At 72.5% G+C, this 24,073-nt stretch carries 20 protein-coding genes, 2 tRNA genes and 1 other RNA gene; 12 read left to right on the plus strand and 11 right to left on the minus strand.

The genetic code is table 11. The annotated features are described in order from the left end of the window. From MTP13_RS10320 to MTP13_RS10340, 5 genes are all read left to right on the plus strand, one after another. Positions 1-663 (plus strand): GNAT family N-acetyltransferase, encoded by a 663-nt coding sequence (locus tag MTP13_RS10320; RefSeq protein ID WP_243567656.1) that lies wholly within the window; start codon positions 1-3, stop codon positions 661-663. Between the two features lie 99 nt (positions 664-762). Continuing rightward, positions 763-1,815, plus strand: a complete 1,053-nt coding sequence (locus MTP13_RS10325) for a hypothetical protein (RefSeq protein WP_243567657.1) — start codon at positions 763-765, stop codon at positions 1,813-1,815. Positions 1,816-1,884: 69 nt separating this feature from the next. Beyond that, positions 1,885-1,960: transfer RNA gene (locus MTP13_RS10330), tRNA-Ala, on the plus strand. A 386-nt stretch (positions 1,961-2,346) separates the two neighbouring features. Continuing rightward, on the plus strand, positions 2,347-3,747 hold the full coding sequence (gene dcuC / locus MTP13_RS10335; RefSeq protein WP_243567658.1) for a C4-dicarboxylate transporter DcuC: 1,401 nt from the start codon (positions 2,347-2,349) through the stop codon (positions 3,745-3,747). 14 nt (positions 3,748-3,761) lie between these two features. Beyond that, the gene (locus tag MTP13_RS10340; protein ID WP_243567660.1) at positions 3,762-4,670 is read left to right on the plus strand and encodes a nucleoside hydrolase; all 909 of its coding nucleotides are present in this window, start codon (positions 3,762-3,764) and stop codon (positions 4,668-4,670) included. 18 nt (positions 4,671-4,688) lie between these two features. On the opposite strand, the gene MTP13_RS10345 is transcribed toward MTP13_RS10340, so the two are convergent. Continuing rightward, positions 4,689-5,108, minus strand: a complete 420-nt coding sequence (locus MTP13_RS10345; protein ID WP_243567661.1) for a GNAT family N-acetyltransferase — start codon at positions 5,106-5,108, stop codon at positions 4,689-4,691. A gap of 52 nt (positions 5,109-5,160) precedes the next feature. Between MTP13_RS10345 and MTP13_RS10350 the strand changes: the two genes are divergently transcribed. After that, positions 5,161-5,766: a GrpB family protein gene (locus MTP13_RS10350; RefSeq protein WP_243567663.1), complete on the plus strand. Its 606-nt coding sequence runs from the start codon at positions 5,161-5,163 to the stop codon at positions 5,764-5,766. Between the two features lie 18 nt (positions 5,767-5,784). Here the strand turns inward: MTP13_RS10350 and MTP13_RS10355 are convergent, their stop codons facing one another. After that, positions 5,785-6,384: a TetR/AcrR family transcriptional regulator gene (locus tag MTP13_RS10355; protein ID WP_243567664.1), complete on the minus strand. Its 600-nt coding sequence runs from the start codon at positions 6,382-6,384 to the stop codon at positions 5,785-5,787. Between the two features lie 73 nt (positions 6,385-6,457). On the opposite strand from MTP13_RS10355, the gene MTP13_RS10360 reads away from it, so the two are divergent. Further along, entirely contained in the window at positions 6,458-6,877 is a 420-nt protein-coding gene (locus MTP13_RS10360; RefSeq protein ID WP_243567665.1) for a VOC family protein, read from the plus strand. 16 nt (positions 6,878-6,893) lie between these two features. On the opposite strand, the gene MTP13_RS10365 is transcribed toward MTP13_RS10360, so the two are convergent. The 4 genes from MTP13_RS10365 to ffs all read right to left on the minus strand — a co-directional run bounded on the left by MTP13_RS10365 (position 6,894) and on the right by ffs (position 9,319). Next, positions 6,894-7,568: a DNA alkylation repair protein gene (locus MTP13_RS10365; RefSeq protein WP_243567666.1), complete on the minus strand. Its 675-nt coding sequence runs from the start codon at positions 7,566-7,568 to the stop codon at positions 6,894-6,896. Between the two features lie 35 nt (positions 7,569-7,603). Beyond that, positions 7,604-9,025, minus strand: coding sequence for a proline--tRNA ligase (gene proS, locus MTP13_RS10370; protein ID WP_243567667.1), 1,422 nt, complete (start codon positions 9,023-9,025; stop codon positions 7,604-7,606). Positions 9,026-9,137: 112 nt separating this feature from the next. Then, a tRNA-Ser gene (locus MTP13_RS10375) sits at positions 9,138-9,225 on the minus strand. After that, an RNA gene (ffs, locus tag MTP13_RS10380) (signal recognition particle sRNA small type) lies at positions 9,223-9,319 on the minus strand. Before ffs ends, MTP13_RS10375 begins: the two co-directional genes overlap by 3 nt. Positions 9,320-9,387: 68 nt before the next feature. Here ffs and pta point away from each other — a divergent pair. From pta to MTP13_RS10400, 4 genes are all read left to right on the plus strand, one after another. Beyond that, positions 9,388-11,574 (plus strand): phosphate acetyltransferase, encoded by a 2,187-nt coding sequence (gene pta / locus MTP13_RS10385; RefSeq protein ID WP_243567668.1) that lies wholly within the window; start codon positions 9,388-9,390, stop codon positions 11,572-11,574. After that, the gene (locus MTP13_RS10390; protein ID WP_243567669.1) at positions 11,571-12,791 is read left to right on the plus strand and encodes an acetate/propionate family kinase; all 1,221 of its coding nucleotides are present in this window, start codon (positions 11,571-11,573) and stop codon (positions 12,789-12,791) included. Before pta ends, MTP13_RS10390 begins: the two co-directional genes overlap by 4 nt. A 105-nt stretch (positions 12,792-12,896) precedes the next feature. Continuing rightward, complete coding sequence (locus tag MTP13_RS10395) at positions 12,897-13,490, plus strand: ArsR/SmtB family transcription factor (protein WP_243567671.1); 594 nt, start codon at positions 12,897-12,899, stop codon at positions 13,488-13,490. Continuing rightward, positions 13,487-14,815: an MFS transporter gene (locus tag MTP13_RS10400; RefSeq protein ID WP_243567673.1), complete on the plus strand. Its 1,329-nt coding sequence runs from the start codon at positions 13,487-13,489 to the stop codon at positions 14,813-14,815. Before MTP13_RS10395 ends, MTP13_RS10400 begins: the two co-directional genes overlap by 4 nt. A gap of 4 nt (positions 14,816-14,819) precedes the next feature. Here the strand turns inward: MTP13_RS10400 and MTP13_RS10405 are convergent, their stop codons facing one another. The 4 genes from MTP13_RS10405 to MTP13_RS10420 are packed head-to-tail and all read right to left on the minus strand — an operon-like array spanning position 14,820 to position 17,809. After that, positions 14,820-15,323: a hypothetical protein gene (locus MTP13_RS10405; protein WP_243567674.1), complete on the minus strand. Its 504-nt coding sequence runs from the start codon at positions 15,321-15,323 to the stop codon at positions 14,820-14,822. Next, positions 15,320-16,573 carry a S24/S26 family peptidase gene (locus MTP13_RS10410; protein WP_243567675.1) on the minus strand — a complete coding sequence of 418 codons (1,254 nt, stop codon included), beginning with the start codon at positions 16,571-16,573 and terminating at the stop codon, positions 15,320-15,322. Before MTP13_RS10410 ends, MTP13_RS10405 begins: the two co-directional genes overlap by 4 nt. Positions 16,574-16,617: 44 nt before the next feature. Continuing rightward, positions 16,618-17,238 (minus strand): SipW-dependent-type signal peptide-containing protein, encoded by a 621-nt coding sequence (locus tag MTP13_RS10415; RefSeq protein WP_243567676.1) that lies wholly within the window; start codon positions 17,236-17,238, stop codon positions 16,618-16,620. A gap of 7 nt (positions 17,239-17,245) precedes the next feature. Continuing rightward, positions 17,246-17,809: a SipW-dependent-type signal peptide-containing protein gene (locus tag MTP13_RS10420; protein WP_243567677.1), complete on the minus strand. Its 564-nt coding sequence runs from the start codon at positions 17,807-17,809 to the stop codon at positions 17,246-17,248. A 550-nt stretch (positions 17,810-18,359) separates the two neighbouring features. Here MTP13_RS10420 and MTP13_RS10425 point away from each other — a divergent pair. Further along, complete coding sequence (locus tag MTP13_RS10425; protein ID WP_243567678.1) at positions 18,360-23,606, plus strand: IPT/TIG domain-containing protein; 5,247 nt, start codon at positions 18,360-18,362, stop codon at positions 23,604-23,606. A gap of 84 nt (positions 23,607-23,690) precedes the next feature. Here MTP13_RS10425 and MTP13_RS10430 read toward each other — a convergent pair whose 3' ends face one another. Further along, positions 23,691-24,062 carry a TraR/DksA family transcriptional regulator gene (locus tag MTP13_RS10430; RefSeq protein ID WP_243567681.1) on the minus strand — a complete coding sequence of 124 codons (372 nt, stop codon included), beginning with the start codon at positions 24,060-24,062 and terminating at the stop codon, positions 23,691-23,693. Positions 24,063-24,073 lie beyond the last annotated feature (11 nt).

The following is a 24,073-nucleotide window of genomic DNA, read 5'->3' on the forward strand; positions in this document are numbered from 1 at the left end:
ATGGCTGCAGCCGCCCTTCCCACGCTCCGAGACGGCGAGCTCGTGCTCCGAGGCATCCGGGTGCGTGACGCGCGTGCGCTCGAGCGCGTCCTGGTCCAGAACCGGGCATGGCTACGGCGCTGGGAGGCCACGTATCCGGGCGGCGGCTTCGCGGTCGACGTGAAGAGCTCGATCCGCAACCTGCTCTCGCACGCCAGGGCCGGGCACGGCCTGCCGTTCGTGCTCGAGGTCGACGGCGAGCTCGTCGGCCAGCTGAACGTCTCCTCGATCTCCTACGGTTCACTGTCGTCGGCGACGATCGGCTACTGGGTGGCGCAAAACGCTGCCGGCCGAGGACTCACCCCCGCCGCGGTCGCGCTCGCGACCGACTACTGCTTCCGCACCCTGCGCCTGCATCGCATGGAGATCTGCATCCGGCCGGAGAACGCCCCGTCGCTGCGTGTCGTCGAGAAGCTCGGCTTCCGCTACGAGGGGCTGCGGCGCCGCTACATCCACATCGACGGGGATTGGCGCGACCACTTCGCATTCGGTCTCGTCGCGGAGGAGGTGCCGCGCGGGGTGATGCAGCGTTGGCGAGACGGCCGCGTTCCGTCCGGCGCTGCCGAGGTGCATCCTGCCGACCGGGTCGCGGCGCTGCACCCGCTCCAGCTCGACGGGCGCTGAACGGGCGGACGCCGCGAGCACCCGCGCCGCCTGGCATCCCTCGCTGACACACCCGCGAATCTCGCGGGACCTCGGGTGTCTGTGCCCTACCGTTGATGCATGGACGTGGTGGGCGGGGGCGTGCTGGTGGCGGTGGCCGCCGCGCTGTGGATCGTCTATCTGCTGCCCAACTGGTTCCAGCGGCGCCAATACGAGGCGAGCGAACGGCACGCGATCCGGCTCCAGCAGACCCTCCGGGTGCTGGCCGAGACCGCCGAAACGCCCGAAGCGGTGCGCCTCGAGGCCACGGCGCGAGAGGTCGTGGCCCAGCGGCGGATCCTCGCGGCGCAGGAGCAGGCCGCCGCACATCAGGCCGAGGCCGCGCGCCTCGCCGCCGAGGCGGAGGCGCAGATCGCGCTGGTCGAGCGCCGCGCGGCCGAGGAGGCCGTCGCTGCTGCACGCGAGCGTGCCACACGGCTCGCGATCACCCAGTCGATGCAGGCTCCCTCGCAGGCCGCGGATGCCGCGCCGGCCGCGCCTGTCTCGAGTGCTGCCGCCCGGGCGGCTCGTCGCCGCGGCCGTGCGTTCTGCTCCTCGGCCGTCCTCATCGCGACCGTCGTCGTGCTCGCCGGCCTCGCGCTGGCGTGGCCGATCGTCGCGGTGCTCGTGGCGGCCGCCGCGGGGATCGCGGCGGCGACCGGACTCGTCCGGCTGGCGCGACCCGCCGCGACCGCGACCGCCTCCTCGGTCGGCGTCGTCGCGACGCTGCCCGCCGCTCCGGCGTTCGAGCCGATCGAGCTGCAGACGGCGCCGCCGCGTTCGGCGGAGTGGACGCCGCAGCCGCTGCCCCGTCCGCTGCACCTGTCGCGGGGCACGATCGCGGCGACCGCGATGGCCTCCGTCGAGGCCGCGACCAAGCTGCAGCGTGCCGCGGCGGGCGAGGCGATCGCGGCGAAGGCGGAGCGGATGGCGCCCAAGGTGCCCGTGCTGCGGCCGGTGGCCGAGGCCGCCCGGCCCGCGGCATCCGCCCGCCCTGCCGCCTCCGCTCGCGCCGCGGCCCAGGTCCGCGAGGAGTCCGCGCCGAACCCGTATGCCGCGATGGGGATCGTCGGCAGCGCGGAGCCCGGATTCAACGATCTCGACACGGTGCTGCGGCGTCGCCGCGCGGTCTGATCGCTGCTCGACCCGCGGCCGTGGTGGTCACCACCACGCTTCCAGAGGTGATAGGCTCGTTCACGGCTCGGGCCCATGGCGCAGTTGGTAGCGCGTCTCGTTCGCAATGAGAAGGTCGGGGGTTCGAATCCCCCTGGGTCCACCACACGAAGAGCTCGAACCCCGGTCGATGAACACGTCGGCCGGGGTTCGAGCTTTTTCGCGCCGGCGCTCCGTCCCGCCTGGTTCGACCCGAACGACCCGTGACCGCTCGGGGACTCGGGGTGGTCGAACAGCTCGTGACCGTGGCCGAAAGGCTCGGCTGCTCGGCTGCTCGGCTGCTCGGCTGCTCGGCTGCTCGGCCCGCGAACCGCCGAGCCGGGTCGTCGCCGCGTCCGACCTCGCCGATCGGTCGCGACCCGCAAGCGGGCGGAGCGGGATGGAATCCCGGAGAGGCCGCCCATCGCGGTTTCCGCAGTGATGAACCGGTGACATAGGGTTGGAATGGTATCCCAATAGAGGGATGCCGGTCATCCATCCGAAAGGCGCGGCGTGCTGCTCGAATACCTCCTGGCGATCTGCGGAATTCTGCTCGTGGGGGTGTTGATTCGACGGAAGGTGAACGCGACCGTCGCGCTGCTCGCGGGCGGGCTGCTCATCCTCATGGTCGCGCCCGTGCTCGGCCACACCGGCACCGGCGGCTACGACGTCACCGACACTGGCAATGCGTGGCTCGATCAGTTCGGCTACATCGCGGCGATCCTCTCCCAGACGACCGCCGGCATCGGCATGGTGATCATGGTGCTGTTCGGGTTCTCGGCGTACATGTCGCACATCGGCGCCAATCAGGTCGCCACCCGACTGCTGACCAAGCCCCTGCTGCGGCTGCGGGCGAAGTACCTGCTGGTCCCGCTCACCTTCTGGATCGGCAACCTGATGTCGCTCGCCGTTCCCTCGGCATCGGCGCTCGCAGTGCTGCTCGTCGCGACCCTGCTGCCCGCGCTCGTCGGCGCCGGGCTTACCCCGATCACGGCAGCCGCGGTGATCGCCACGACGGCGACGATCATGCCGACGCCGCTCGGCGCCGACAACGTCATCGCGGCGGAACGCCTCGGCATCCCGCTCGACGACTACGTGTTCGGCATGCACGCGGCGATCTCGATCCCGACGCTCGTCGCCATGGGGCTCGCGCACCTCGTCTGGCAGCGCTTCCTCGACCGCCGGGCCATCGTGCGCTCGAAGAATCTCGGCCGGTTGCCCACCGAGTCGGACTCGGAGGCGGCGCCCGAGATGCCGCGCGACGCGCCCGGGTGGTATGCGGTGCTGCCGGTGCTGCCGCTTCTGCTCGTGCTCGTGCCGTTCGTGCTGAAGCAGCTCACCCCGTTCGACCTCGCGGTCGAGCTCGTGCCCGTGACGCTGATCGCGCTCGTCGTCGCGGCCGTCGCGGAGTCGGCGCGTCGACGGAGCCCGCGTGCGGCGCTCGAGGACCTCATGGTCTTCTTCCGCGGCATGGGCACGGGCTTCGCGATGGTTGTCGCCCTGGTGATCGCCGCGAACGTCCTCGTTGAGGCGATCATGCAGATCGGCGTCGTGGATGCGCTCTCAGCGGCCGTCGCCGGGCTGGACGGGGCGGCACTGCTGCTCTTCCTCGGGTTCTCCGGGGCGATGCTGCTGCTCGCGCTCCTCACCGGCGGGGTCGCGCCGTTCTATTCGCTGGTCGAGATCGCGCCGAAGGTCGCGCTGTCCGCCGGGGTGAACGGCGCCCTCCTCGTGCTGCCGATCCAGTTCATCGGCAACCTCGCCCGCGCGATGTCGCCGGTCGCCGCGGTGGTGCTCATCGTGAGCAGCTCGGTTCGGGTGACCGTCACGGAGCTCATCGCCCGCACGAGCGTGCCGATGATCGTCGGCATCGGCGTCTCGATGCTGCTCACCTGGATCGTGGTGGGACCGTGACGCGGCGACTGTGGATGGATTGCGACACCGGCTTCGACGACGCCGTCGCGCTGCTCGTCATCGACCGCGCGAGCAGCTTCGAGCTCGTCGGCATCTCGACGGTAGTCGGCAACACGACGCTCGAGCGGACGACGGCGAACACGCTGGCCGTCGTCGAGCGGTTCGGGATCGCCGCCCCCGTGCACGCCGGTGCGGCGAAGCCACTGGCGCAGGAGCCGCAAACGATCGAGGAGCTCCTCGGCGGCGGTGCGCTCGGCACCGTCGGTCGTTCCTTCCCGCCGCCGCGGAGGCGGACGGTCGACTCGCGCGACGCGATCACGGCGCTCACGGCCGCGCTCGAGAGGGGTCCGCTCACCATCCTCGCGACCGGGCCGCTCACGAATCCGGCGATCGTGCTCAATCTCCGCCCCGAGCTGGCCGCCTCCGTGGAGCGGTTCGTCTTCATGGGCGGTTCGGCGACGAGCGGCAACCACACCGCGGCCGCGGAATTCAACGCCTTCGCCGATCCGGAGGCGCTCGACGTGGTGCTTCGGGCCGGCATCCCCGTCGAGATGTTCGGGCTCGACGCCACCCGCCAGGTGCCCATCGGTCCTGGCGAGGAGTCGGCGCTGCGGCGCGCGGGCACCCCGAACGCCGAACTGTGGGCCGATCACGTCGGGTTCTACCTCCGGATGCTCGACCGTCGCACCCCGCGGCCCATGGCGCTGCACGATCCGACCGCGGCGGCCTCGCTGGCGTGGCCGGAGCTGTTCGAGCTCGCCGACGCCCGTGTCGAGGTCGAACTGCACGGGAGCCGCTCGCGAGGCGCGACGCTCTGCGAGTTCCGCGTTCCCACGCTGGCTCAGCCGAATGCCCGGGTCGCCGTGTCGGTGCAGGGGGAGGAGGTCATGCGGCGGGTCCTCGAGGTGCTCCGCGCCTCGTAGGGAACGTGCCGATGCGTGTCAGTCGGTCGGTCGCCGGAGCAGGTACTTCGCCGGCTCGGAGAGCTCGGCGAAGCCGTACTGGCGGTAGAGCCCGTGCGCGTCGGAGGTGGCGAGCATCGTGCGGGGGATGCCGAGGGCGTCGAGGTCGGCGGCGACGCCGTTCATGAGCAGCTTGCCGATGCCGGCGCCGCGCGAGTCCGGGTCGACGAAGACGTCGCACAGCCAGGCGAAGGTGGCGCCGTCGGTGACGACGCGCGCATAGGCGAGCTGGGCTCCGGTCTCCTCCTCGTACACGCCGTAGTTGCGGGAGGCGTCGATGGCGGCGTCCTGCGTCGCGCGGCTGCGCCCTTCGGCCCAGTAGGAGAGCTCGCTGAGCCAGCGGTGCACGAGGGCGCGATCGAGGCGGGTGACGTCGTTCGAGAAGGCATGGCTGGTCACCGCTCCAGCGTAAGGTGGTGGCTCCGCCGATTCGTCGAACAGAGGAGCCCGGGTGCCCACGCCGCAGCAGATCGTCGACTTCACGGAGCCGCCGGCGCCCGAGGGACGGTCCCCCTTCGTGCGGCCGCAGCGCATCGCACCGGTCGAGGTCGTCGCGTACGACGCGGACTGGCCGGCGATCGCGGCGGAGCTCGACGCCCGCATCCGCGGGGCGCTCGGTACCCGGGTGCTCCAGCTCGAGCACGTCGGATCCACCTCGGTGCCGGGGCTGCCCGCGAAGCCGGTCATCGACCTCGACCTCACCGTCGCCGACCCCGAGCGCGAGGAGGCGTGGCTGCCGCAGCTCGAGGCCGCCGGGTTCGAGCTCACGGTGCGGGAGCCGTGGTGGCACGGCCACCGCTGCCTGGCTCTGGACTCGCCGCGCGCGAACCTGCACGTCTTCGGTCCGACGAGCCCTGAGCTGTACAAGCACCGGATCTTCCGTGACTGGTTGCGCGCCGATGCCGAGGATCGGTCCCGCTACGCCGAGGTGAAGTCCAGCGCGGCGCTCGCCGCGACGGAGGCGGGGGAGACGATCATGCAGTACAACGCCCGCAAGGCCGAGGTGATCCAGGAGATCTACCAACGCGCCTTCCACGCCGCCGGCCTGCTCGACTGACCCTCGCCCGAGTCAGCGTCAGCGGTCGCCGGCGTTCGCCTGCGCGATCGCCGCGTCGACGAGGAGATCGAGGCTCCGATGCGCGGCAGCTCTGGCAGTGGCGTCGGCGGGATGCTCAGCCAGCCACAGGGCCGCGTCGTTCATCGCCCCCGAGAGCATCGCGGTGAGCGGGTCCAGCAGGGCCCCCGTGATGCCGGTGGCCGCGAGCGCCTCGCGCAAGTGCACGACCGAGTGCTCGGCGTCGAGCTGGCGCCATTCGGCCCAGCCGATCACGGCGGGCGCGTCGACGAGCAGCGTGCGGACCGCCGCGGCATCCGTCACGGCGTCGAGGAACGCGAGGCAGCCCGCGCGCAGTTGGGCTGCGGCATCCGGTCCCGCCTGATCGGCGGCCGAGACGACCGCCGAGGCGACCCGCTCCTGCAGGCGCGCGACGACCGCGGTGAAGAGCCCGCGCTTGCTGGCGTAGTGATGGTAGACGGCGCCGCGAGTGACGCCCGCGGCTGCGGCGACGTCCTCGAGGGCGACGGCGGCGTAGCCGGACTCGGCGAACAGCGAGGTCGCCGTGTCGACGATCGAGCGGGCCGTGCGGGCGGCGTCTTCGGCGGAGGCGCGAGGCATGGGCTTCCTTTACGTACGTTGTGTATGTAAAACTGGAACTCAAACATTCTCAGTGTACGTAAAGGAGTGCGCCATGACCGTCACGAGCTGCTACCCGGTGCTGATGAGCGACGACGTCGCCGCCGCAGCCCGGTTCTACCGGGAGGAACTGGGCTTCGAGGCGACGTTCGAGAGCGACTGGTACGTGAGCCTCCGCCTCGGAGCGTGGGAGCTCGCGGTGCTCGACCGCGCGCACGAGACGATCCCCGCCGGGTTCGGCACGGCCGCCGCAGGAGTCCTGCTGAACCTCGAGGTCGACGACGTGGACGCCGTGCACGCCCGACTCGTCGGCGAGCGCGGCCTCGAGCCGGTGCTCGCGCTCCGCGACGAGGCCTTCGGGCAGCGGCACTTCATCGTCGCCGCTCCTGACGGCGTGCTGCTCGACGTCATCCAGCCGATCCAGCCGAGCGCGGAGTTCCTCGCGGCCTACGCCGCGGGCGCCGCCGAGGGGTGAGCCGGGCGCGTCGCGCTCAGCCCGCCTGCTGCTCGCGGCGCACCATCTCGCCGATCCAGATCGGCGCGTAGGGCGAGGTGCAGTTCGGCGGCGTGGGGTAGTCCTTCAGGACCTCGAGGCGTTCGCCGATGTCGAGCGCCCGCGCCCGCAGCTCGGGGCGGCGGATGCCGATCGTGGCGAGGCAGGTGTTCATCTCCCACTGCAGACGGTCCGGGGCGTCCTTCATCTCCGCCTCGATCGTGTCGAGCAGGCCCGGAAGGTCGAGCGCCTCGGGCCGCTTCGCGACCGCGTCGGAGGTGAGCGCCCAGCCCGCGCTCGCGACGACCGGATCGGCGTCGGCGAGCCAGGCCTTGCGCAGTTCCTCGGCGTGCGGGCCCTTCTTCACGACAGAGTTCACGAGCCAGTCGTGCACCTTCGGCGCCCGGGCCTCCCGCAGCATCCCGTCGAGCTCGGCCGGCGTGAAGGCGCGCGGCTTCGAGATCAGGAGGGCGACCAGCCGGGCGGCGGTGTCATCGGTGGCCCAGAGCCGGAGCGCGAGCTCGTGGTCGGACTTCAGGCGCTTGGCCACGCCGCGGAGCTTCGTCAGGTTCACGCCGTGGTCGTCGCCGTGCCGGGCGTTCACCTCGCGCATGCGCGGATCCTCGAGCTCGGCCAGCTCGGCGAGCACCTCGTCGACGGTGGAATCGGTCATCGGAGCCCTCCGCTCGTTCGCGACCAGCCTAGGAGCTAGTAGCTGCGGGCGACGATCGCGACCAGACCGTCCTGGTCCGCGCCGGCCGGCAGCCCGCCGTCCTCGGTCTGGAGGCACCGGACCGTGACAGCCTTCGCCGCCAGCTCGTCCTCGCCGGTCTCGCCGAGCGCGGCGTACGGGATCCGCGCGAAGCCCGTGGATGCCGCGGCGATCGCCTCCGCGACCGTCTCGACGTCCGTCGTGCGGGCGGCGAGCCGCTCGCGCGCCTGCGCGAGCATCTCGGACTGCATCTCCTCGAGCAGCGGGGGAATCGCGGCGCTCAGCCGGTCGAGCGGCACGGTGGTCTTTCCCATGACGTGACGGCGCGCGAGGGTCACCTGCTGGGCGTCGAGATCGCGCGGCCCGACCTCGATGCGGAGCGGCACGCCCTTGAGCTCCCATTCGACGATGCGGCGTCCGAAGCCGGGGGTGCCGCGAACGTCCAGCCGGACGCGCACACCCGCTTCGCTCAGCTCGTCCGCGACCGCGGAAGCCGCAGACGCGGTGCGCTCGTCGTCCTTCACCGCGACGACGACCGCCTGGATCGGTGCGATGCGCGGCGGCACCCGCAGACCGGCCTGGTCGCCGTGCGACATGATGAGCCCGCCCATCATCCGCGTGCTCGAACCCCACGAGGTCGTCCAGCAGCTCTGGACCGTGCCCGAGGCATCCGTGTACCCGATGTCGAACGCCCGGGCGAAGTTCTGACCCAGCTCGTGGCTCGTCGCCATCTGCAGGGCCTTGCCGTCGCCCATCATCGCCTCGCAGGTCATGGTGTTGACGGCGCCAGCGAATCGCTCGCGCGGGCTCTTCACCCCGACCAGCACCGGGATCGCAAGCGTGTCCTGCAGGAAGTCGCGGTACACCTCCAGATGGATGCGACGGGCGTACGCCGCGGCATCCGCTGCGGTGGCGTGCGCGGTGTGACCCTCCTGCCAGAGGAACTCCGTCGTGCGCAGGAACAGGCGCGGACGCAGCTCCCAGCGCACGACGTTCGCCCACTGGTTCAAGAGCATCGGCAGGTCGCGATGGGATTGGACCCACTTCGCCATGAGGGCGCCGAACACGGTCTCGCTCGTGGGGCGCACGACGACGGGTTCGGTCAGTTCCTTGCCGCCCGCGTGCGTCACGACGGCGAGTTCGGGGCTGAAGCCCTCGACGTGCTCGGCCTCGCGCTCGAGGTAGGACTCCGGGATGAAGAGCGGCAGGTACACGTTCTCGGCACCCGTGCGCTTGATGCGCGCGTCGACGTCGGCCTGCATGCCCTCCCAGATCGCGTACGCGTACGGTCGGATGACCATGGTGCCGCGCACCGGCCCGTTGTCGGCGAGCTGCGCCTTCTCCAGGACGTCCTGGTACCAGCGGGGAAAGTCGTCCTGCACCGACGCGAGCACGCCGGAGCCTCCGTGTTGCACCATGCCTTCACATTATGGAGAAGGACGGGCTGAGCCGCATCCCGGAGCTACCCGGTGGTGCTGCGCGTCACCAATGACGAACGCCCGCCGGTTTGGGGCGGGCGTTCGGTGGTGCTGGCGGAGGATGGGGGATTCGAACCCCCGAGGGCTTTCACCCAACACGCTTTCCAAGCGTGCGCCATAGGCCACTAGGCGAATCCTCCAAAGACCCCTCACGCACCCGCCAGAGCCCGGTTACCCTTGCTGCGTTTCCGCCCTGGGGGAGTTGGCCTGGATGGCGCCACGTGAGGAGCCTCGGACAGTCTACCCGAGCGAACGGCTCCGGATGAACGCGCGCTCTCAGCCTCGACCAATAGGCTGGGTTCGTGGCGCACAGCATCTACATCTGCTCCGCCGAGGGGAACACGGGCAAGTCGACCGTCGCGCTCGGGACCCTCGACACGCTCATCCACCGGGCGACCCGGGTCGGCGTGTTCCGTCCGGTCGCGCGTTCGACCGCGGAACGCGACTACGTGCTCGAGCTGCTGCTCGGCCACGACGGCGTCGTCGACCTCGCCTACGAAGACGCGATCGGCGTCGGCTACGACGACGTCCACGCCGACCCCGACGGTGCGCTCGCGACGATCGTGCAGCGCTTCAAGGCCGTCGAGGCGCGCTGCGACACCGTCGTCATCCTCGGCTCCGACTACACCGACGTCGCGAGCCCGACCGAGCTCGCCTTCAACGCCCGCATCGCCGCGAACCTCGGCGCGCCGGTGCTGCTCGTGCTGGGCGGTCGCGCCGGGCTCCAGGGCGCCGACCGCATCGGGCACGCGGATCACGCCGTGGGCGACGAGGCGCGCACCGCGCCCGAGCTCGCGCAGCTCGCCGAGCTCGCGGTCGAGGAGCTCGAGCGGGAGCACGCGAGCCTCCTCGGCATCGTCGTGAACCGCGCCGACCCCGGCGAGCTCGACGCCATCGTCGCCGAGGTGCGCGCCGCCGTGCAACGCGGCCCGGGTCGGCACGGCCGGCCCGCGGCATCCGTCGTCGGAGAGGCGCCCACCGCGGTCTGGGCGATCCCCGAGGACCGCTACCTCGTCGCCCCCTCGATGCGCACCGTGATGGAGGCGGTCGGCGGCGAGCTCTACGTCGGCGACCCCGACCTGCTCGACCGCGAGGCGCTCGGCGTCGTCATCGCCGCGATGTCGATGGAGAACGTGCTCAACTGGCTCACCGAGGGCGCGGTCGTGATCGTGCCGGGGGACCGCAGCGAGGTGCTGCTCGGCGTGCTCACCGCGCACTCGAGCCAGTCGTTCCCGTCGATCTCCGGCATCGTGCTGAACGGCGGCTTCCCGCTCTCCGAGCAGGTCGAACGCCTCGTGCAGGGACTGAAAGCGGGCCTGCCGATCATCCGCACGCCGATGTCGAGCTACGAGACGGCCCTCGCCATCACGCGCACGCGCGGCCGGCTCGCCGCCGAGTCGCAGCGCAAGCGCGACACCGCCCTCGCGCTGTTCGAGAAGCACATCGACGCCGAAGCCCTGCTCGAGCTCCTCGACGTCGCCCGCACCGATGTCGTCACCCCGCTCATGTTCGAATACGGGCTGCTCGAGCGGGCGCGCCGGGCGAAGAAGCACATCGTGCTGCCCGAGGGCTACGACGACCGCATCCTCCGCGCCGCCGCGACCCTGCTCGCACGCGAGGTCGCGGAGCTCACGATTCTCGGCGAGGAGATCGAGATCCGTTCGCGGGCGATCGGACTCGGCCTCGACCTCTCCCGGGCGACCGTGCTCTCGAACCACGACTTCGTCTACGTCACCCGCTTCGCCGAGGAGTACCAGCGCCGACGCGCCCACAAGGGGGTCACGCTCGAGCAGGCGCGGGAACGGGTGCAGGACGTCTCGTACTTCGGCACGATGATGGTCGAGCTCGGCATGGCCGACGGCATGGTCTCCGGCGCCGCGCACACGACGGCGCACACCATCCGGCCGTCCTTCGAGATCGTGAAGACCCGGCCGAACGTCGACATCGTGTCGAGCGTGTTCCTGATGGCGCTCGCCGACCGGGTGCTCGTCTACGGCGACTGCGCCATCGTGCCGGATCCGACGGCGGCCCAGCTCGCCGACATCGCGATCTCCTCGGCTCGCACGGCCGAGCAGTTCGGCATCGAGCCGCGAGTGGCGATGCTCTCGTATTCGACGGGCGGGTCCGGCGAGGGGGCCGACGTCGACAAGGTGCGCAAGGCGACCGAGCTCGTGCGGCTGCGGGAGCCCGCGCTCGCCGTGGAGGGACCGATCCAGTACGACGCGGCGGTCGACGCGGCGGTCGCGCGCACCAAGCTGCCCGAGTCGGAGGTGGCGGGGCGGGCCACGGTCTTCGTGTTCCCAGATCTGAACACGGGCAACAACACCTACAAAGCGGTGCAGCGCTCGGCCGGCGCCGTCGCCATCGGCCCGGTGCTGCAGGGGCTCAACAAGCCGGTCAACGACCTCTCCCGCGGCGCCACGGTGCAGGACATCGTGAACACCGTGGCGATCACGGCGATCCAGGCGGCCGAGGGCGGCGTGCGATGAGCGTCGTGCTCGTCTGCAACTCCGGTTCGTCCTCCTTCAAGTACCAGCTCATCGACGTCGCGCGCTCGGAGACGCTCGCGAGCGGCATCGTGGAGCGCATCGGTGCCGGCGTCGGACACGCCCAGCACCGGCACGAGGGGCCGGAGAACACGAGTCACGGCTCGAACTGGGACGGCGCCTTCGAGGTGCCGGACCACTTCGCGGCATTCGAGGTGATGCTCGAGGGCTTCGCGGCGCACGGGCCGTCGCTCGAGGAGTTCCCGCCGGTCGCGATCGGTCACCGGGTGGTGCAGGGCGGCGCGCGCTTCTTCGAGCCGACCGTCATCACCGAGCTCGTGAAGATCAACATCGACGAGCTGTCCTCGCTCGCGCCGCTGCACAACCCGGCGAACCTCGCGGGCATCGAGGCGGCGCAGCGGGCCTTCCCGGACGTGCCGCACGTCGCGGTGTTCGACACCGCCTTCCACCAGACGATGCCGCCGGCCGCCTACAGCTATGCGATCGATCGCGAGGTGGCGGCCAAGCACCGCATCCGCCGCTACGGTTTCCACGGCACCTCCCACCGCTTCGTCTCGCGGGCGACGGCGGAGTTCCTCGGCCGGCCGCTCGAGGAGCTGCGCACGATCGTGCTGCACCTCGGCAACGGGGCCTCGGCCTGCGCCGTGTCGGGCGGGCGCTCGGTGGAGACCAGCATGGGGATGACTCCGCTGGAGGGGCTCGTCATGGGCACGCGTTCGGGCGACCTCGATCCGGCGGTGCTGCTGCATTTGCAGCGGCGCGCCGGCTACTCGGTGGCCGAGCTCGACGAACTGCTGAACCAGCGCAGCGGAGTTCTGGGACTCGGCGGGCACGCGGACATGCGCGATCTCGTCGCCGCGGCCGACGGCGGCGACCAGGCGGCCGCCCTCGCGCTCGAGGTCTATGCGCATCGGGTGCGTTCCTATGTCGGGGCGTACGCGGCCCAACTCGGCCGGGTCGACGCGATCGTGTTCACCGCCGGGGTCGGCGAGAACGCCGCGCCCGTGCGGGAGTGGTGCCTGGCCGGGCTCGAGGGCTTCGGCGTCATCGTCGACCCCGACCGCAACCGGGCGGCCGAGCGCGGTGCGCGGCGGATCTCGGGCGACGACTCCCGCGTCGAGGTGCTCGTGGTGCCGACGAACGAGGAGCTCGAGATCGCCAGGCAGACGGCCGAGGTGGTCGGCGGCGCGCACGGCTGAGCGCGCGCTGATCGCGCCGTGGCCGCGCGATCCCCGCGACGGCGTTGCGTCGAACATTCCACAAGGACTGTTGCACAACACTCCTTGTGGAACTAGGCTGCCGGTATGACCGACGACACCGAGCGCCGCGAACCGAGCCGCATCGAGCTGCACGACCTCGGCCGCATGCGGGCGCTCGCGAACCCGGCGCGCACGCAGCTGCTCGGCCTGCTGCGCCTCGACGGCCCCGCGACCGTGGGCGTGCTGGCCGAGCGCCTCGGCGAGGCGCCGGGCTCGGTGAGCTACCATCTGCGCACCCTCGCCAAGCACGGCTTCGTCGAGGAGGCGCCGGAGCTCGCTCGCGACGGTCGGGAGCGGTGGTGGCGCGCCGCCCACGACTACACCAGCTGGAACCCGCTCGCGTTCCGCGACGACCCGGCGACCCGGGCCGGGCTCGACGAGTTCCGTCGCCAGGTGATCGACGGCTATCACCGCGAACTGCTCGACGCGCTCGCGGCCGAGGCCGAGCTCGACACGGACTGGATCGAGGCATCCGAGTCCGCCGACGCCGCCGCGCACCTCACCGCGCCGGAGCTCGCCGAACTCTCGGCGGAGCTCGCGGCCGTCCGCGACCGCTGGTTCCACCGCGGTCGCGAGCGCCGCGACGGCGCCCGGCCCGTGCGCATCATCACCCACACCTTCGTGCGGAGCGAGCCGTGAGCGGGCCGGATTCGGCCGCGCTCGACGCGGTGGTCGGCGCGCTCTCGCCGAGGCGGCGTGCACCGCTCTTCGCGACCTTCGCGGCGGCGCTCTTTTCGCTCGGCGGCAATGCGATCGCGCTCGTCGCGATCCCGATCATCGCGCTGCAGCAGACCGGCTCGCCGCTCGCCGCCGGCGTCGTCGGCGTCTTCGCCACGGTGCCGCTCGTCATCGGGGGTGCGTTCGGAGGTGTGCTCGTCGACCGCTTCGGCTACCGCGCGTCGAGCATCGTGGCCGACCTCGCGAGCGCGGTCACCGTGCTCGCCCTGCCGATCCTCCATGCGACGGTCGGCCTCGAGTTCGGGGTGATGCTCGCGCTCGTCTTCCTCGGCGGCCTGCTCGACCCGCCCGGCGACACCGCGAAGACCGCGCTCACGCCCGATCTCGCCGCGCTCGCCCGGATGCCGATCGCCCGCGCCGCGGGCATCCAGTCCGCCGTCCAGCGCACCGCCACGATGCTCGGCGCCGCCACCGCCGGTGCGCTCATCGCGTTCCTCGGGCCCATGCCGGCGCTGCTCGTCGACGCCGCCGGGTTCGTGATCTCGGCCGCACTCGTGCTGCTGTTCGTGCCCCGGCGACTGCGAGCGGCGGCGGAGGCCGGCGCGGCGGGGGAGTCGGGCGAAGCGGGGGCGGCCAACGGCGAGGACGGCGCCGGCAGCCGAGGATTCGTCGCCGGTCTGCGCTTCGTCGCGCGGTCGCCGCTGCTGCGCGCGATCGTGCTGCTCGTGACGCTGACGAACGCGATCGACGCGGCCGGGATGATGGTGTTGAAGCCGCTCTACGCAACGGAGGTGCTCGGTGATCCGGCACTGCTCGGCTTCATGGTCGGTTGCTTCGCGGGGGGCGCGCTGCTCGGCTCGACGGTGTTCGCCGCGGTCGGCCATCGCTGGTCGGGGCGGGCGCTGTTCGCCGCCTGCTTCATGCTCGCCGGCACCGTGCCGTACGCGGCGATGGCGCTCGGGGCCACCGCGCCGGTGCTCCTGCCCGTGCTCGCCGTCTCGGGCTTCGCTGCGGGTGCGATCAACCCGATGATCGCGACCGCGATGTACGGCCTGATCCCCGATGGCATGCGGGCACGCGTCTTCGGTGTCACCACGGCGGGCGTCACGGCGACGATGCCGCTCGGTGCGTTCCTCGGCGGACTCGCCGCCGAGCAGCTCGGCGTCGTCGGCACGATGGCGGGCTGCGCCGCGCTCTACCTCGTGCTCGCGTCGAGCCCGCTCTACCTGCGCGCGTTCGGCGGGCTGCGCGCGGCGAACGCCCGAGCGGCGGCGAGCGACGCCTGAGCCTTCACGTGACCGTGCACGTCCCCGTGCCGATCAGGGCGGGCAGGCTCGCCGTGACGAGCCGCTGCGACGAGGTCCAGCCGGAGCGCTGCATCGAGACCGAGAGGTAGCCGGTGCCGCCGAGCGCGGCGTTCAGGAGTCCGCCCGTGTACGTCGTCGTGTACGAGCCGCCGCTCGGGCCGGTCGTCGTGAGCGTGCTGCCGAGCAGCACGACCTCGAGCAGCAGGGGGTTGGTCCCGGCCTTGTAGACGGCTTCGCCGACCGCGTATCCGGCGGGGAGCTGCCAGGTGATGGAGATGCGTGCGGAGCCGAGCACATTCGATGCCGTGCATGCGGTCGCGAGGGCCGTCGGCGCCGGGATCGTCGCCGCCGAGACGGTGCCGATGCCAGCCTCGGCGTCGCTCCAGGCGGCCTCGGTCGGCCGCGCGGGGAACGTCATCAGGGCGAGTACGACCACGGCGGCGAGTCCCACCGCCGCGCGGGTCGGCGCCGGCCCGCGCCGGGTCACGACGGCCGCCTTCGGCGTCGGCGCGCCTGCGCTCCGACGAGGCTGAGCGCCGCCCCGAGCGCGAGGAGCCCGGCTGCCAGCAGCAGCCGGAGCTCGGGCGCGGCTCCGCTCGCCGCCAGCCCGGTCCGGGGGATCGCCGCTCCGGGCCCGCCGTCGCCCCCGGTGTCGAGGAGCTCGCCGAAGCCGTCCGCCTGCACCCGCCACTCGGCGCGGGTCCCCGCCACGGCGTCCTGCTCCGGCATCCGCACGTCGAAGCGAAGCCAGCCGCCCGGATGGCCCGGGACCTCGCCGAGCGCAAGGCCGGTGAACGAGGCGTCGAGCCGGCGTTCGGGCACGAGCTCGCGGCCGGGCGCGCAGCTGCCGGCGACGGGGGCGCCGTCGCAAGCGAGCACCCGCAGCAGGAGGGGCGTCGGCTGCGGCACCGCGACGTCGAGCCGGAGCGCGATCGTGCCGGTGGCGCGCGCGACGGTGGACGCGCCGAGCAGGAGGGTGGCGGACTGCCCGGGCGCGAGGCGTGCGAGGGCGAGCGGATCGCCGACGATCGCGAGCCTGAGGAACTCGCCCTGTACCACCCGCTCGAGCGGCGCCGCCTGCGCGGGCGCGCCGCCGAGCGCCGCGGCGGCCGCGACCGCGAGCGCGGCGACGGCGCCCAGGGCTCCGATCCGTGCACGCGCGGTGGATGCCTCGGGCTCGGCGTCGGCGTCGCGCCGCCGCTCGTGCCGCCGCGGCGGCCTCGGCGCGCGGGGCGCCCGGGGGCCGCGCGGCCAGAACGCCCAGAGCACGAGCGCGGTCAGCCCGAGCGTCAGCCCGCCGAGCACGATCGGCTGCTGGAGCGCCGTGATGACGCCCGCGACGCCCGGCACCGACCACAGCACGATCCGCACGGTGGCGACATCGTACGGCGACGGATCGTCGACCGGATTCGCGTCGCCCCGCAGCGTGAGCGCGCGCCGCTCGCCGTCGCCGCTCGGCGAGGCGTCGACGCCGACGACGCGGTGGGTGACGGGCAGCCGCCCGTCGCGCTCGACGGTGACGACATCGCCGAGCTGCACTTCGCCGGCCGGGATCTCGCGGACGAGCGCGGCCGAGCCGGCCGGGATCGTCGGGCTCATCGAGCCGGTCGCGAAGAGCATGATCGTGATGTTGAACGCGAGCGCGGCGACCACGAGGGCGATGCAGACCGCCCCCGCCGCGGCGAGCAGGAACAGCACCGCATCGCCCGCCGCGCGCCCGACCCGCCCGGCGCTCACGTCGTCTCCGTCATTCCTGCCCCGTCCCCCGTCGAGGTCTGCGATCACTGGTTCGAGGTGGTCGTGACCGTCCACTTCAGCGTGCCGCTCTGCCCCTGGATCGTGCTCGGTGCGGTCGGCTTCATCCGCACCTGGAAGCAGAACCGCACGACGTTGCCCGCGGCCTTGGTGATGGCCGCCCCCTTGCCCGCCGGCACGGCCGCCGTCGTGTCGGTGAACGTGGCGTCGGTGTAGATCGACGAGTCGCTGCACGCCGTGCCGGTGCCGGCGAGCACCGCGACCTTGTAGTCGAGCTGCGCCGTGAGCGTGCCGGTGCCGCCCGTCGCGATCGCCGACAGCACCGCCTGACCATCCACGGTGGTCCCGGCAGTCGTGCGGACGTCGAGCCCCGCGGTCGCGGTCGCCGACGGTGAGAGGCCGGCGACGGCGAAGGTCAGTGTCGCCGGGGCGGCGTCGCTCGTCTGGGCGTAGCTCGCCGACGCGGTGTCCTTCGCCTCCGAGACGAAGACGCTCGCGCTGAAGCTGCCGGTGCCCACCTCGGCGTCGTTCCACGCGGCCAGGGTCGCGGTGGCGCCGACGCCGAGCACGAGTCCGGAGGCGAGGATGGCGAGGAGCCGACGGCGGGCGACGCCGTGCGGACCGCGCCAGCTGCGGTGCCGCGGCACGATCGGCCTACGAGATCGGGGCCGCTGAGGTGCCGAGGAACTCCCACGTGATCGAGCCCGTCTGCGACTGGCCGAGCGCGCCGCTCGCGGTGACCGCGATGCAGTAGTTGCGCTGCTCGGTGAGCGAAGCGAGCGTGCCGATCTCGTCGGGCGTCGTCAGCGTGGCCGGAGTCGAGTCCGGCACGACCGCGGTGCCGGCGGCGAACGCGGTTGCGTCGCAGCTGGTCCCGGTGCCGACATCGACGATGCCGTAGCTGACGTTCGGCGCGATGGTCCCCGTGCCGTTCGAGGTGAGCGTGAGGTCGGCGCCGTAGTTCGACCCCGTGCCGAGCTTCAGCGAGAACAGGTGATACACCGTCGCGTTCGGCGTCAGTCGGTCGGCTCCGACGGCGAAGGTGAGCGCCGCTCCCGGCGCAGTCGGGTGCTCGCTGAACGCGGTCCCGTCGGGGCTGCCGACGAGCGAGAACGCCCCGGAGCCGAACGCGCCGCTCGCGAATTCCCGATCCGTCCACGCGGCGAGCGTGATCGCCGCGCCGACGCCGAGCACCAGCCCTCCGGCCAGTATCGCCATGATCTTCCGGCGCCCCCGCGCCCCGTCCGCGCCGTCCGGCGGCTGCGCGGGCCCCCCGGCCCGCGTCGCCGCCGGAGCGGTCGCAACAGTGTCCTGATGCATGTTTCCCCCGATGTGCCGCATTCGCGACGGTTTCCCTTGCGCGGCAACGTACTCCTTCGTCAGCCGGACTGGTGTCCCCCTTTCGGAGGCCATGCGGTCCCGAGGGCGGACGCCTCGCGCGGGGGTGCACGCGGGAGTGCGCGCCGGGGTGCGCGGAGGCCTGCGCGCGCCCGCGCGAGGGGGCCCGCGCGCGTGGAGATGAGCGATGCTCACCCCAATTCGGGGGGATGGCGAGGATTTTTCATCGAAGTCTTGAATCCGGCTCAGCTCCTGTGGCAGCGTGTGCGCCATCGACCGCAGCGATCGACACGCTGCGTCGGAAGGCGACGAAGCCGAGGGGAACGGCTTCGCCCACGGGGGAGGGAAAATGTCGCGTCCGCGTACACGCATGTCCGGGTTCGGGAAGCTTCGGCGGGGGGATGCCCCGTCGAGATCCAGGCGGGCGGGGGTGGTGCGCGGACTTGCCGCCGGCACCGTGGCCCTGCTCGTCGTCGGGGGCGGTGGCGCACTCGGTGCGCAGGCCGCGCCGTCGGATCCGTCCCAAGCGCTCGGCCAGTTCCTGGGAGCCGATCTGCTGCAACTGCAGGCGGCGGACCTGGCCTACGCCTACGCCTCCGATCCGGGCGGCCCGCCGAGTGAGGCCGACCCGTTCGACCTGGCGGTGCTGCAAGCACTGGGGCTGCAGGTCGACCTCATCGGCAACGGGCTGGTGCAGGTTCCGCTGCTGACCGACGGCACGGGGCCCGGCCTGCTGAACCTCGGCGAGATCGGGGTCGTCAACAGCTACGCCGGCACCGCATCCACGACGGACTCGGTCGCCGCGAGCGGCGCGGTCGCCGACGACGGGACGATCTCCGTGTCCGAGGACGCCGACCCCGCCGACTTCGGCAACGCGACGGTGAACCTCACCGACCTGCTGGACCAGCTCGGCGTCGCCGCCGTCACCGACGAGCTCATCGACGAGGCGTCCCTGGAGGTCGGGGCCCTCGCCACCCGCGCCGCGAAGAACGGCGGCACCGGCATCACGAGCGACTACCGCGTCACCGACCTCGGGCTCCAGCTCTCCAGCCCCGCGGTCGCGGGACTCGCGACCCAGCTGCGCGGCACGCTGAACACCGCGACCACGGAGCTCACCAGCGACCTCGAAGCGCTCGCCGGGCCGGGGGGCGCCGTGCAGGGGGTGGTCGACGCGATCGCCGACATCCAGCTCCTCGGCGTCGCCTCGGTCAGCCTCGGCGACGCGACGATCGCCGTGACGCCACCGAACCTGAGCCAGCTCGTGGACCAGCTCCTCGGCGGACCGAACGCGATCCTGTACAGCGACGACGGCGCCGTCTCGGTGAACCTCACCGACGGCACCGTCTCGGTCGACCTCGCCGAACTGGTCAACCCCGGCGGGCCGAACCTGAACGGGCTGCCCGCCAACACCAGCGTGCTCACGCCCGAGGTGATCGGGATGATCACCGACGGCGTCAACCAGGCCCTCGGCAAGCTGGTCGGCCACCTCACCGGCGGCCTCGACGCGCTGCTCGCCTCGACGCAGATCTCGCTCAACGTCGGGCTCAGCGTCGTCGCCCTGCCGGCCCTCGGCGGACTGCAGCTCGTGAACGCGCCGATCATCATCAACGGCACCCTCACGCAGTTCCTGAACGGCACCGCGACCGCCGACCTGTCCCAGCTGCAGCTGCTGCCGGGCGTGCCCACCTGCCTCGGCGTCGAGGTCGGCGGGATCTGCACCGGCGTCGACATCAACACGCTGCTCGCCTCGGTGCTCACGACCGTGACGAACACGATCGTGCCGACCATCCTCGCCGGCGTGGTCGCGCCGATCCAGACGCTGCTCACCAGCACGAGCGGCGAGATCACGACGGCGCTGAACGGCGTCGTCGATGCGCTGCTCACACTGCTCGAGCCCGCCCTCGACGGACTGCTCGCGAACCTCGTCGTCATCCGCATCAACGAGCAGCCGACCGAAGCCCCGCTGAACGAATCGGGCGGCGACCTCGGGCCGGGCTCGTTCACCGTCCGCGCGCTCAGCGTCACACTGCTGCCGAACGTCGCGGACTCCGATCTGGCCAAGCTCGACCTGGCCTCCTCGACCGTGCTCGCCGCGGCGCTGCCGCCGGTCCTCACGACGCTCTCGCCGAACCAGGGGCCCGAGGGCGGCGGCACGCTCGTGACGATCACGGGCACCGACCTCGCCGACGCCAGTCAGGTCACGGTCGACGGTGCTCCGGCGACGTTCACCCAGGTGAGCGGCACCCAGGTGACGTTCACCACCACGGCGCACGCGCCCGGCCCGGTGAACGTGACGGTCACGACGCCGGGCGGCACGAGTAACGCGCTGCCGTTCACGTTCATCCCGGCGCCGGAGATCACCTCCCTCGCACCCGACTCCGGTCCCACGGCCGGCGGCACGCCCGTGACCATCACGGGCACCGACCTCGGCGGCGCCACCGACGTGTCGGTGGACGGGGCATCCGTCGCCTTCAGCCAGGTGAGCGGCACCGAGGTGACGTTCACCACCGCGCCGCACGCGGCCGGACCGGTCGACGTGACGATCACGACGCCGGGCGGCACGAGCGCCCCGATGACGTTCACCTACGTGCCGGCTCCGACGATCACCTCGCTCGCGCCGAACCAGGGTCCGACCGCCGGCGGCACGCCCGTGACGATCACGGGCACCGACCTCGGGGATGCCAGCGCGGTGTCGGTGGACGGGGCATCCGTCGCCTTCACCCAGGTCAGCGGCACGCAGGTGACGTTCACGACCGAGCCGCACGCGGCCGGTCCGGTGGACGTGACGATCACGACGCCGGGCGGCGAGAGCGCTCCGATGACCTTCACCTACGTCCCGGCGCCGGTGATCACGACGCTGACCCCGGACGAGGGGCCGGCTTCGGGCGGCACGCCGGTCACGATCGACGGGACGGATCTCGCGGGCGCGACCGCAGTCACCGTCGATGGCGCCTCGGTGCCCTTCACCCCGGTGAGCGGCACGCAGCTGAGCTTCACGACGCCGCCGCACGCGGTCGGTCCGGTCGACGTGACCGTCACCACCCCGGGCGGCACGAGCGGCCCGCTCACCTTCACCTACCTGCCCGCGCCGCTCCTCACGGAGCTCGACCCGGATGTCGGGCCGACGGCGGGCGGCACGCCGGTGACGATCACGGGCAGCGACCTCGGGGATGCCACCGAGGTGACGGTCGACGGCACCCCGGTGGCGTTCACCGGAGTGAGTTCGACCGAGATCACGATCGTGACCCCGCCGCACGCCGCCGGGCCGGTCGAGGTCGTCGTGACGACGCCGACGGGGGAGAGCAACCCCCTCACGTTCACCTACTACGACGTGCCCGTGATCGCCTCGCTCACGCCCTCCGCAGGGCCGACGTCCGGGCTCACGCTCGTCACGGTCGACGGCACGAACCTCGCCGGCGCGACGGAGCTCACCGTGGACGGGGCCCCGGTGCCGTTCACCCAGGTGAGCGGAACGCAGCTCACCTTCCTCACCCCGGCGCACGCCGCGGGCCAGGTCGACGTGATCGTGACGACGCCCGGCGGCGCGAGCAACGCGATGCCGTTCACCTACGTGCCGGCACCGGTGCTCACCGCGCTCGACCCCGACGAGGGGCCGACGGCGGGCGGCACGTTCGTGACGATCACGGGCACCGACCTCGCCGGCACGACGGGAGTGACGGTCGACGGCGCGCCGGTGGCCTTCACCCAGGTGAGCGGCACCGAGGTGACCTTCACGACCGAGCCGCACGCGGCCGGCGCCGTGAACGTCGTCGTCACCACCACGGGCGGGCCGAGCAACGCGCTGCCGTTCACCTTCGTCCCGGCGCCGGTGATCACCTCGCTGGCTCCTGACGAAGGGCCGACGGCGGGCGGCACGCTCGTGACCATCACGGGCACCGATCTCGCCGGGGCGACCGAGGTCTCGGTCGACGGGGCATCCGTCGCCTTCACCCAGCTGAGCGGCACGCAGGTGACGTTCACGACGGCGGCGCACGCCGCCGGCCCGGTGGACGTGACCGTCACGACCGCGGGCGGCGAGAGCGCACCGATGACGTTCACTTTCGTCCCGGCACCGGTGATCACCTCGCTGGCTCCCGACGAGGGGCCGGCTTCGGGCGGCACGCTCGTCACGATCACCGGCACCGACCTCGCCGGAGCGAGCGAGGTGTCGGTGGACGGAACATCCGTCGACTTCACCCAGGTGAGCGGCACCGAGGTGACGTTCACGACCGAGCCGCACGCGGCCGGGACGGTGGACGTCACGATCACGACGACGGGCGGGGAGAGCGACGGGATGCGGTTCACCTTCGTGCCGGCGCCGGCGATCACCTCGCTCGCGCCCGATCACGGTCCGACGAGCGGCGGCACGCCCGTGACCATCACGGGCACCGACCTCGCGGGGGCGACCGAGGTCGCCGTGGACGGGGCGTCCCTGCCCTTCACCCAGGTGAGCGGCACCGAGGTGACCTTCACGACGGCCGCGCACGCCGCCGGGCCCGCCGACGTCACGATCACCACGGCCGGCGGGGAGAGCGAACCGATGACGTTCACCTTCATCCCGCCGCTCGGCCTCGCGGCGCTCAGCCCCGACCACGGGCCGGAGACCGGCGGGACCACGGTGACGATCTCGGGCGCCGGCCTCGACTCCACGACCGGGGTCACGGTCGACGGCGAGTCGGTGCCGTTCACGATCGAGGACGACGGCACGGTGACGTTCGTCACCCCGCCGCACGCCCCCGGGCTGGTGGAGGTCGTGGTGACCAACCCGCTCGGCTCCGAGTCGCTGCCGTTCACCTACAACCCGGTCGCGACGGTCGACGAGGTCGACCCGCCGACCGGGCCCGAGGCGGGCGGCACCGAGGTGACGATCACCGGATCCTGCTTCACCGGAGCGACGGACGTGCTGTTCGGCGGGACCTCGGCCACGAGCTTCAGCGTGGTGAGCGACACCGAGATCACGGCCGTGGTGCCCGCCGGCACCGGTGTCGTCGACGTGAGCGTCGTCGGCGTCGGGGACTGCGGCACCGGAACGCTGCCCGACGGCTACAGCTACCTGCCGCCGGTGAACGCGCTCGCGCTCATGCCGGACCGCGGCCCGGCGAGCGGTGGAACGGCCGTGCAGGTGACCGGAACGGGCCTCGGCGGCGCGACCGAGCTGCTGCTCGACGGAGAGTCGGTGCCGTTCACCCAGGTGAGCGACAGCCGGGTCGACTTCGTGACCCCGCCGCACGCGGTCGGTCCCGTCGAGGTGACCGTCACCGCGGCCGGAGGCACGAGCGAGCCGCTGACGTACACCTACACGCCCGCCGACATCGACGCGGTGACGCCGCCCGGCGGGCCGTCGACCGGCGGCACCGAGGTGACGATCAGCGGGCAGTGCTTCACGGGCGCGACCGCCGTGAAGTTCGGCTCGAAGCACGCGAGCTCGTTCCGGGTGGTCGACGATCGCACGATCGTCGCCGTCGCCCCGGCCGGAACCGGCGTCGTCGACGTCACCGTGGTCGGCAGCGCCGACTGCGGCACGGCGACGCTCGCGAAGGCCTACACGTACCGATCGGGCGCGATGGCCTCCACCGGGTTCGACGCCGCCCCCGCGGTGCTCGGCGGGGTGGCGGCGCTGATCGCCGGGTTCGGTGCGCTCCTGGTGGCGCTCCGAGGCAAGCGGCGCCGCGCCTAGCAGGAGCGGGATCGGGGGTCGGTGCCGCGGCGCCGGCCCCCGCTCTCGTGCGCGGGCGGGGGCGCGGGGCCGTGCCGGCTTCGGTCAGCCGGCGAGCCGGGCGCAGTCGATGCAGAGCGTCGCCGTGGGCCGCGCCTCGAGGCGCGCGACCGCGATCGGCTTGCCGCAGTTCGTGCACACGCCGTAGCTGCCGTCCGCGAGCCGGGCCAGGGCCCGGTCGACCTCGGCGAGCTCGAATTCCGCGTCGGCGAGCACGGCCGTGCGTTGCGACCATTCCTGCGTCATCGTCGGGCCCTCGGGGTCGTGCTCGTCGTCGGCCGAGGCATCCGATCGTGCGCTGCGGACCTCGGCCATGCCCTCGCGATGCTCGGCGAGGCGGGCCTCCGCCTCGGTGCGCTCGGCCCGGAGCGCCTCCTCGAACTTCGCCAGCCGGGAGTCGCTGAAGTGCCTGGTCATCGTCGCCCCTC

Source organism: Agromyces soli (genome assembly GCF_022811605.1).
In the GTDB taxonomy this organism is placed as follows: Bacteria; Actinomycetota; Actinomycetes; order Actinomycetales; family Microbacteriaceae; genus Agromyces; species Agromyces soli.

What these genes read in the sequence shown, in the direction of transcription:
- MTP13_RS10430 (WP_243567681.1), bottom strand. Translation starts at nt 24,062, where the DNA reads ATGACCAGGCACTTCAGCGACTCCCGGCTGGCGAAGTTCGAGGAGGCG.
- MTP13_RS10360 (WP_243567665.1), top strand. Translation starts at nt 6,458, where the DNA reads ATGACCGTCACGAGCTGCTACCCGGTGCTGATGAGCGACGACGTCGCC.
- MTP13_RS10340 (WP_243567660.1), top strand. Translation starts at nt 3,762, where the DNA reads ATGGATTGCGACACCGGCTTCGACGACGCCGTCGCGCTGCTCGTCATC.
- MTP13_RS10390 (WP_243567669.1), top strand. Translation starts at nt 11,571, where the DNA reads ATGAGCGTCGTGCTCGTCTGCAACTCCGGTTCGTCCTCCTTCAAGTAC.
- MTP13_RS10325 (WP_243567657.1), top strand. Translation starts at nt 763, where the DNA reads ATGGACGTGGTGGGCGGGGGCGTGCTGGTGGCGGTGGCCGCCGCGCTG.
- MTP13_RS10365 (WP_243567666.1), bottom strand. Translation starts at nt 7,568, where the DNA reads ATGACCGATTCCACCGTCGACGAGGTGCTCGCCGAGCTGGCCGAGCTC.
- MTP13_RS10395 (WP_243567671.1), top strand. Translation starts at nt 12,897, where the DNA reads ATGACCGACGACACCGAGCGCCGCGAACCGAGCCGCATCGAGCTGCAC.
- proS (WP_243567667.1), bottom strand. Translation starts at nt 9,025, where the DNA reads ATGGTGCAACACGGAGGCTCCGGCGTGCTCGCGTCGGTGCAGGACGAC.
- MTP13_RS10320 (WP_243567656.1), top strand. Translation starts at nt 1, where the DNA reads ATGGCTGCAGCCGCCCTTCCCACGCTCCGAGACGGCGAGCTCGTGCTC.
- MTP13_RS10420 (WP_243567677.1), bottom strand. Translation starts at nt 17,809, where the DNA reads ATGGCGATACTGGCCGGAGGGCTGGTGCTCGGCGTCGGCGCGGCGATC.
- MTP13_RS10355 (WP_243567664.1), bottom strand. Translation starts at nt 6,384, where the DNA reads ATGCCTCGCGCCTCCGCCGAAGACGCCGCCCGCACGGCCCGCTCGATC.